A 7,113-nucleotide genomic window follows, 5' to 3' on the forward strand; every position below is an offset into this window, starting at 1 on the left:
GGGGGTGACGATGGCGGCGACGATGGCGGGCAGGTCGTGGGGGCGGAGGCCGGGGAGGGCGGTTTCGCGGGCGGGTTCCATGCGGGTGATGCCGGCGCGGAGGACGGCGTCGAGGAGTCCGGCGCGGGAGCCGAAGTGGTAGGTGATGGCGGAGTCGTTGCCCTGTCCGGCGTCGGCGACGATGTCGCGGGTGCGGGCGGCGTCGATGCCGTGGGCGGCGAAGTGGTGGGCGCCGGCGCGGATGAGCGCTCGGCGGGTGGCTCTTGCGTCTTTCGGCACGCCAATGATACTAACAGGGGGCGTTAATAACGACGCCTGTTACAACCCGCGGAGGCCGCGCCATGGCGGACGTCTACGACCCGTTCGATCCCGGATTCCAGGCCGACCCCTATCCCGCGTACCGGCGCCTGCGGGACGAGGATCCCGTCCACCGCCACGACGATCCGCCGTTCTGGGCGCTGTCGCGCTTCGACGACATCTGGGCGGCGACGCGGGACGCGGGGACGTTCTCGTCCGCGCAGGGCCTGACGTTCTATCCGGACGAGATCGGCACGCTGGGCCTGGCCCCGACGATCGTGATGCTGGATCCGCCGCGGCACACCGTCCTGCGGCGCCTGATCAGCCACGGTTTCACGCCGCGCAGGACCGCCGCGCTGGAAGACCTGCTGCGCGATTTCGTCCGCTCCCGGATCACCCTGATGGAGCGCAAGGCGTCAGACGGCGAAGCGCCCGACCTGCACAAGGACTTCTCGTCCCCCCTCCCGACCTACGCCCTGGCCCACCTGCTCGGCGTCCCGGAATCGGACCGGGCGCGGTTCGACCCGTGGGTGTCCGCGCTGACGACGCTCCAGGACGAGGGCTTCGGCCTGCGGTCGCTGCAGAAGGACGCGGTCGAGGCCGTGGCGGAGATGTTCGCCTACTTCTCCGACGTGATCGCCGCACGCCGCGCCGATCCGTCCGACGACCTGATCAGCGCGCTGACGGCCGCCGAGGTGGACGGGGAGCGCCTCACCGACTGGGACATCCTCGGGTTCTGCTTCGTCATGGTGGCGGGCGGCAACGACACGACCGGGAACCTGGTCTCGCACGGGGTGGCGCTACTGGACGGCGACCACGCGCAGCGCGAGCGCCTCGCGGCCGACCCGTCGCTGATCCCGAACGCGCTGATGGAGTTCCTGCGCCTGGAGGGCTCGGTCCAGGCGCTGGCCAGGACCACCACCCGCCCCGTGACACTCCACGGCACGGAGATCCCCGAGGGCGAGAAAGTGATGATGCTGTTCGGCTCGGCGAACCGGGACGAACGCGAGTTCGGCCCGTCCGCCCACGAGCTCGACGTCACCCGGGAGATCCCGCGCCATCTGGGCTTCTCCAGCGGCGTCCACTTCTGCATCGGCTCGCATCTGGCCAAGCTCCAGGCGCGCGTCGCGCTGGAGGAACTCCTCCGGGCCCACCCGGATGTCGGCGTGGACCTGGAGGCGTCCGAGCGGATCTCGTCCCCCTTCACCCGCGGCTGGGTCTCGCTCCCGGCCACGGGCATCGGGCTCGGGACCTAGCCCATGTGGGGGTACCGGTAGTCGGTCGGCGGGACGAACGTCTCCTTGATCGACCGGGGCGAGGTCCACCGCAGCAGGTTGAAGACGGATCCGGCCTTGTCGTTCGTCCCGGACGCCCGCGCGCCCCCGAACGGCTGCTGGCCGACCACGGCGCCCGTGGGCTTGTCGTTGATGTAGAAGTTGCCGACCGCGTACCGGAGGACTTCGGCGGCGTGCGCGGCGGCGGCCCGGTCGCCGGCGATGACGGCGCCGGTGAGCGCGTAGTCGGCGACCGACTCCATCTGGGCGAGCATCTCCTCGTACCGGTCGTCCTCGTAGACGTGGACGCCGAGGATCGGCCCGAAGTACTCGGTCCGGAAGATCTCGTTCTCGGGGTCGCCGGAGACGAGCACGGTCGGCCGGACGAAGTACCCGACCGAGTCGTCGTAGGTCCCCCCGGCGACGATCTCGACGTCACCGTCGTCCCGCGCCCGGTCGATCGCGGCCCTGCTCTTGGCGAACGCCCGCTCGTCGATCACCGCGCCCATGAAGTTGGACAGGTCGGCGACGTCCCCCATGGTGAGCCCGTCGACCTCGGCGGCCAGCTCCTCCTTGAACCCGCCGTCCCAGATCGACCGCGGGATGTACGCCCGCGAGGCCGCGGAGCACTTCTGCCCCTGGTACTCGAACGCGCCGCGCACGAGGGCGGTCTTGAGCACCGCCGGGTCGGCGGACGGGTGGGCGACGACGAAGTCCTTGCCGCCGGTCTCCCCCACGATCCGCGGGTAGCTCCGGAACTTCTCGATGTTGTTCCCGACCGTCTTCCACAGGTGCCGGAACGTCGCCGTGGACCCGGTGAAGTGGATTCCTGCCAGTTCGGGGTGCCGGAGCGCGACGTCCGACACCGCGAGCCCGTCCCCGGTCACCAGGTTGATGACGCCGGGGGGCAGCCCGGCCTCCTCCAGCAGGCGCATCAGCAGCACGGCCGAGTAGGTCTGCGTCGGGGACGGCTTCCATACGACCACGTTGCCCATGAGCGCGGGCGCGGTCGGCAGGTTCGCGGCGATCGCGGTGAAGTTGAACGGGGTGATCGCGTAGACGAACCCCTCCAGCGGCCGGTGGTCGGACCGGTTCCACACCCCGGGCCCGCTGATCGGCTGTTCGGCGAGGATCCGCCGCGCGAAGTGGACGTTGAACCGCCAGAAGTCGACGAGTTCGCAGGGGCTGTCGATCTCCGCCTGCTGGACGGTCTTGGACTGCCCGAGCATGGTCGCGGCGAGCAGCGTCTCCCGCCAGGGCCCGGCGAGCAGGTCGGCGGCGCGCAGGAAGACCGCGGCCCGGTCGTCGAACGACAGCGCCCGCCACGCCGGCGCGGCCTTCAGCGCCGCCCCGATCGCGTCCCGCGCGTCGTCCTGCGTCGCGGTGCCGAACGTCCCGAGCACCGACGCGTGCCGGTGCGGCTGGACGACGGCGACCTTGGCGCCGGCCCCGAGCCGCCGCTCGCCGCCGATCGTCATGGGCAGGTCGACCGGCGCCTCGGCGGTCAGCTCGGCGAGCCGCGCCTCCAGCCGGGCCCGCTCGGCGCTGCCCGGCGCATACCCGTGCACCGGCTCGTTCACCGGCATCGGAACGTTGGTCACGGCGTCCATGGAAAGGGCCCCTCCTTAGCGGGAGACGAACGAACGGAGAAAGAACGCGAGGTTGGCGGGACGTTCGGCCAGGCGCCGCATGAAGTACCCGTACCAGTCGGCGCCGTAGGGGACGTAGACGCGCATCCGGTGGTCCTGGGCGAGCCGCCGCTGCTCGGCGGCCCGGATCCCGTAGAGCATCTGGAACTCGTAGGACGACGCGGAACGCCCGACGGCCAGCGCGAGCGCGATGTCGATGATCCGGGGGTCGTGGCTGGCGACCATCGGATAGCCGTCGCCCTCCATCAGCATCCGCAGCGCCCGGACATAGGCGCGGTCGACCTCATGCCGCCCCTGGAACGCGACGGAACCGGGCTCGGCATAGGCCCCCTTCACCAACCGGACCCGCGACCCCTCCCCCACGAGGTCACGCAGATCGCCCTCACTGCGCCGCAGCATCGCCTGGACGGCGACACCCACCCAAGGAAAGTCGCTCCGCAGCTTTCCGAGGGTCTCCAGGGTGGAGTCCACGGTGGTGTGGTCTTCCATATCGAGCGTGACGGTCATGCCGGCCCGCCCGGCCGCAGCGCAGATCTCCCGGGCGTGGTCAACGGCGAGTTCGCCCGGCAGCGCCTGCCCGAGCGCGGAGAGTTTCACCGAGGCATCGGCGCCGTCCGCGAGCCCGTACCGCTCGAAGGCCTCGAACATGCGCAGGTAGGCGTCGCGGGTCGCCTCCGCCTGCGCGGCGTCCCGGGTGTCCTCGCCCAGGTGGTCGAGCGTGACTCTGAGCCCCGCGCCCGCCAGCTCCCGCACCGCCCCGACCGCCGCCTCGAGGTCGTCACCGGCCACGAAGCGGTCGACGACGCTCCTGGTGAGGGGCATGGACGTGACGAGACCGCGCGTCCGTTCACTGCGGCCGGCGGCGAGCAGAAGGGCACCGAGCATGGGAGCCTCCAACGTCGAGGAACACCTCGAACGTTAGAAGCGCCGTCCCCGTCCCCCTACAGCCAAATGCCACTTTCATGACGGCTAGACTTCATACAAACGTATGAAAGCAGGCACATGGCTCTCGATCTGCAAGACATCGTGGAGCAGGCCGCAGATCTCCTGCACGCGCCCGCGACGCTGGAGGACCGCGACTTCCACCTCGTGGCCTACGCCGCTCACGGCGACACGATCGACCCCGTCCGGATGGACTCGATCCTGCACCGCCGCGCGTCGGAGGCCGTCCGCGCCCGCTTCGAACGGCACGGGATCGCCCGCGCCACCGGCCCCGTCCGCATTCCCGCCGACACGTCCCTCGGCCAGCTGGGCCGGCTCTGCCTGCCGGTCCGCTGGAACAACGTGACCTACGGCTACCTGTGGCTCCTGGACGACCAGGAGCGCATCACCGGCGCCCACGCGACCAGGGCGATGCCCCTCTGCGAACGTGCGGCGCTCCTCATGGCGCGCCAGGCCAGGGAACGCGACGACCTGACCTGGAAGGTCGCCGACCTGCTCTCCACCCATCCGGACACCCGGACGCAGGCGGCCCACGACCTGGCCGAGGCCGCGGCCCCCGACCAGCCCCTCACCGTGGCCGTCCTGCGCACCCCGTCGCCCGAACCACTGAACCCGTGGCAACTCCCCCACTCCGTGCTGACCACCGTCTGGCAGCGCGACCACGTCCTGGTCATCCCCACCTCGACACCCACCGCCACGACGATCGACAGGGCCCGCCGCCTCCTGGAGGAACGCAACGCCCCCGTCCAGACCGGCGTGTACTCCCCGTGCGCGACCCTGGAGGACGTCCACGAAGGCTGGCTCCGCGCCCGCGTCGCGGCCCGCACCGCCGCGCCCGGCGAGTCCCGCGACTGGACGACCTTGGGCGCCCTGCGCCTCCTCCGCACAGCAGGCGGCGAGGCCCTGGCCCAGGCAACCCAAACCCCGGGCACGAACGCCCTACTAGAACACCCGGACCTGGCCGAAACGGCCCGCACCTACCTGGACCAAGCAGGCAACGTCCAGCAGACGGCCAAGGCCCTGAACATCCACCGCCAGACCCTCTACCACCGCCTACGCCGCATAGAGGACCTGACGGCCCTGACCCTCACCGACGGCCAGGACCGCCTGACCCTCCACCTGGCTCTGACCCTGGCCCCCCACCTGAAGCAGGACGCCTAACCCTCGGCCAGCCCCGCATGCCGGGAGCGCAACTCCCGCTTCAGAATCTTGCCGCTCGGATTCTTGGGCAGCGAGTCGACGACGACCACATACTTGGGCCGCTTGTAAGCCGCGAGACGAGCACGAGCGTGCGCATGCACGTCATCGGCGCTCAACTCCGCACCCGGCTTCGGCACGACGACGGCCGTGACGGCCTCGATCCAGTGCGGATGGTCGATGCCGAAGACGGCGACCTCGGCGACGCCGTCCAGCTCGTAGACGGCCTCCTCGACCTCCCGGCTGGCGACGTTCTCGCCACCGGTCTTGATCATGTCCTTCTTCCGGTCGACCACCGACAGGTACCCGTCCTCCGTCATGATCCCGAGGTCACCGGAATGGAACCACCCACCCCGGAACGCCTCGGCGGTCTTCTCCGGATCGCGGTAGTACCCCAGGGCCGCATGCGGACTCCGGTGGACGATCTCCCCGACCTCCCCAACCCCCACGGGCTGGCCGTCGTCATCGACGAGCATGGTCTCGACGTTGATGGACGCGCGCCCCGCACTGCCGGCCCGCTCCAGCTGCTCGTGGGGACGCAGGATGGTCGCGAGCGGCGCCATCTCCGTCTGCCCGTAGAAGTTCCACAGCCGCACGTCGGGCAGCCGCCGCAGCAGCTCCCGGAGCACCTCGACCGGCATCGGAGAGGCGCCGTAGTACCCCTTACGCAGACTCGAGAGATCCCGGGTGTCGAAGTCGGGGTGCCGCAGCAGCGAGATCCACACGGTCGGCGGGCAGAACAGCTTGGTGACCTTCTCCCGCTCGATCGTCTCCAGCAGCACGCCCGGGTCGGGCGACGGCAGGATGATGCTGGTGGCGCCGAGGTAGACGTCCACCGAGAAGAAGCAGTCGAGCTGCGCGCAGTGGTACATCGGCAGCGTGTGCACCTCGACGTCGTCGGCGCTCATCTCCCCGTCGACGATGCAGCTGACGTACTGGCTGATCAGCGACCGGCTGGACAGCATCACGCCCTTGGGCCGCGACTCGGTCCCCGACGTGTACATGAGCCGCAGCGGATCGTCGTCGCCCACGAGGACGTCCGGCGCGGACACGGGCCCGTCGAGCCACCAGGAGTCGACGTCCTCCCACCCGGCGGCCGCCGAGGCCCCCGACAGCGGAATCCACCCCCGGACACCGCCCTCGACCCCGGCGATGGCGAGCGCCTTCTCCGCGGTGGGAGCCAGCGCGTCCTCCGCGATGATCCCGGACGCCCCGGAGTGCTCGACGATGTAGGCGATCTCCTCGGCGTTGAGCATGAAGTTCACCGGCACGAGCACGACACCGAGCTTGGCCGTGGCGAACGCGATCACCGCGTACTGCCAGCAGTTGTGGCTGAGCAGCGCGACCCGGTCCCCCTTGCCGACCCCGCGCGCCGCGAGCGCGTGCGCGGCCCGGTTGACCGCGACGTCGAACTCCGCGTACGTGACCCGCAATTCCCCGCTGACGACGGCGAGCTTCCCCGGATACCGCCGCGCCGTCCGATGCAGCAGATCCCCCACAGAGTGCTGACGAGCACGAACCACAGATCCGGACAAGACCGTCCCCCAAACACAAAACCGCAGGTAAGCCCCAACACCGTGATCCTAACCACGCCCCCCACCCGAGGGACCACCCCCGAAAAGGGGGATAAACCCCAACCGCCCCGCCCGAAACAGAACCAGCAGTCCGCAGCAAGGGGGACAAGGACGGAGCCCCGACCGCACCACCCGAAACAGCAAGGAACCCGACAGCCCGCAGCAAAGGGGGGACAGGGG

At 70.4% G+C, this 7,113-nt stretch carries 6 protein-coding genes; 2 read left to right on the forward strand and 4 right to left on the reverse strand.

Annotation, left to right across the window (positions count from 1 at the left end; translation table 11 throughout):
• Nucleotides 1–279, reverse strand: a 279-nt coding sequence (locus tag E1284_RS36940; protein WP_131944794.1) for a TetR family transcriptional regulator, incomplete at its 3' end; no start/stop codon positions are given.
• A 62-nt stretch (nt 280–341) separates the two neighbouring features.
• On the opposite strand from E1284_RS36940, the gene E1284_RS36945 reads away from it, so the two are divergent.
• Nucleotides 342–1,553, forward strand: coding sequence for a cytochrome P450 (locus E1284_RS36945; RefSeq protein ID WP_131944795.1), 1,212 nt, complete (start codon nt 342–344; stop codon nt 1,551–1,553).
• Here the strand turns inward: E1284_RS36945 and pruA are convergent.
• Nucleotides 1,550–3,181: an L-glutamate gamma-semialdehyde dehydrogenase gene (gene pruA, locus E1284_RS36950; protein ID WP_131944796.1), complete on the reverse strand. Its 1,632-nt coding sequence runs from the start codon at nt 3,179–3,181 to the stop codon at nt 1,550–1,552. The genes E1284_RS36945 and pruA overlap by 4 nt on opposite strands.
• 15 nt (nt 3,182–3,196) lie before the next feature.
• Nucleotides 3,197–4,105, reverse strand: a complete 909-nt coding sequence (locus E1284_RS36955) for a proline dehydrogenase family protein (RefSeq protein WP_131944797.1) — start codon at nt 4,103–4,105, stop codon at nt 3,197–3,199.
• Nucleotides 4,106–4,222: 117 nt separating this feature from the next.
• On the opposite strand from E1284_RS36955, the gene E1284_RS36960 reads away from it, so the two are divergent.
• Nucleotides 4,223–5,323, forward strand: a complete 1,101-nt coding sequence (locus E1284_RS36960; RefSeq protein WP_131944798.1) for a PucR family transcriptional regulator — start codon at nt 4,223–4,225, stop codon at nt 5,321–5,323.
• Here E1284_RS36960 and E1284_RS36965 read toward each other — a convergent pair.
• The gene (locus tag E1284_RS36965) at nt 5,320–6,882 is read right to left on the reverse strand and encodes an acyl-CoA synthetase (RefSeq protein ID WP_279433112.1); all 1,563 of its coding nucleotides are present in this window, start codon (nt 6,880–6,882) and stop codon (nt 5,320–5,322) included. The two genes, E1284_RS36960 and E1284_RS36965, sit on opposite strands and share 4 nt — an antisense overlap.
• Nucleotides 6,883–7,113 lie beyond the last annotated feature (231 nt).

The sequence above is a fragment of the Actinomadura bangladeshensis genome, from assembly GCF_004348335.1.
GTDB lineage: Bacteria > Actinomycetota > Actinomycetes > Streptosporangiales > Streptosporangiaceae > Spirillospora > Spirillospora bangladeshensis.

What these genes read in the sequence shown, in the direction of transcription:
- E1284_RS36955 (WP_131944797.1), bottom strand. Translation starts at nt 4,105, where the DNA reads ATGCTCGGTGCCCTTCTGCTCGCCGCCGGCCGCAGTGAACGGACGCGC.
- pruA (WP_131944796.1), bottom strand. Translation starts at nt 3,181, where the DNA reads ATGGACGCCGTGACCAACGTTCCGATGCCGGTGAACGAGCCGGTGCAC.
- E1284_RS36945 (WP_131944795.1), top strand. Translation starts at nt 342, where the DNA reads ATGGCGGACGTCTACGACCCGTTCGATCCCGGATTCCAGGCCGACCCC.
- E1284_RS36960 (WP_131944798.1), top strand. Translation starts at nt 4,223, where the DNA reads ATGGCTCTCGATCTGCAAGACATCGTGGAGCAGGCCGCAGATCTCCTG.